1 protein-coding gene is annotated in these 251 nt (G+C 58.2%); it reads right to left on the bottom strand.

What is annotated here, in order from left to right:
- On the bottom strand, positions 1 to 251 hold a 251-nt coding region (locus H5125_RS21975; protein ID WP_220487407.1), incomplete at both ends, for a hypothetical protein.

Below are 251 nucleotides of genomic sequence, written 5' to 3'. Positions count from 1 at the left end.
CCGTCAGTGACAATCAAGGTGTCGCCAACTTGGGTGCCAGTCGCTAGCGTCACGGTGGCGGTCACAGTACCGTCGCTGCCGATCTCATCGCTGTTGAAGATACCATCGCTGCCCATGCCGCTGAATTCAACGATGGGTGCAGGTGCGGCAACATTGTCCACAGGCTGGTTGTCGGTAGCAGTCGCAGATGGGTTACCGGCGATATCAATCACTTGCGCGGTCACATCAACATCGGTCGCGCCTGCAGTCAC

The sequence above is a fragment of the Shewanella sp. SR44-4 genome (assembly GCF_014163715.1).
GTDB lineage: Bacteria > Pseudomonadota > Gammaproteobacteria > Enterobacterales > Shewanellaceae > Shewanella.
Note: the sequence above shows the minus strand (reverse complement) of the source record. Positions and strands in the feature narration are given on the sequence as shown.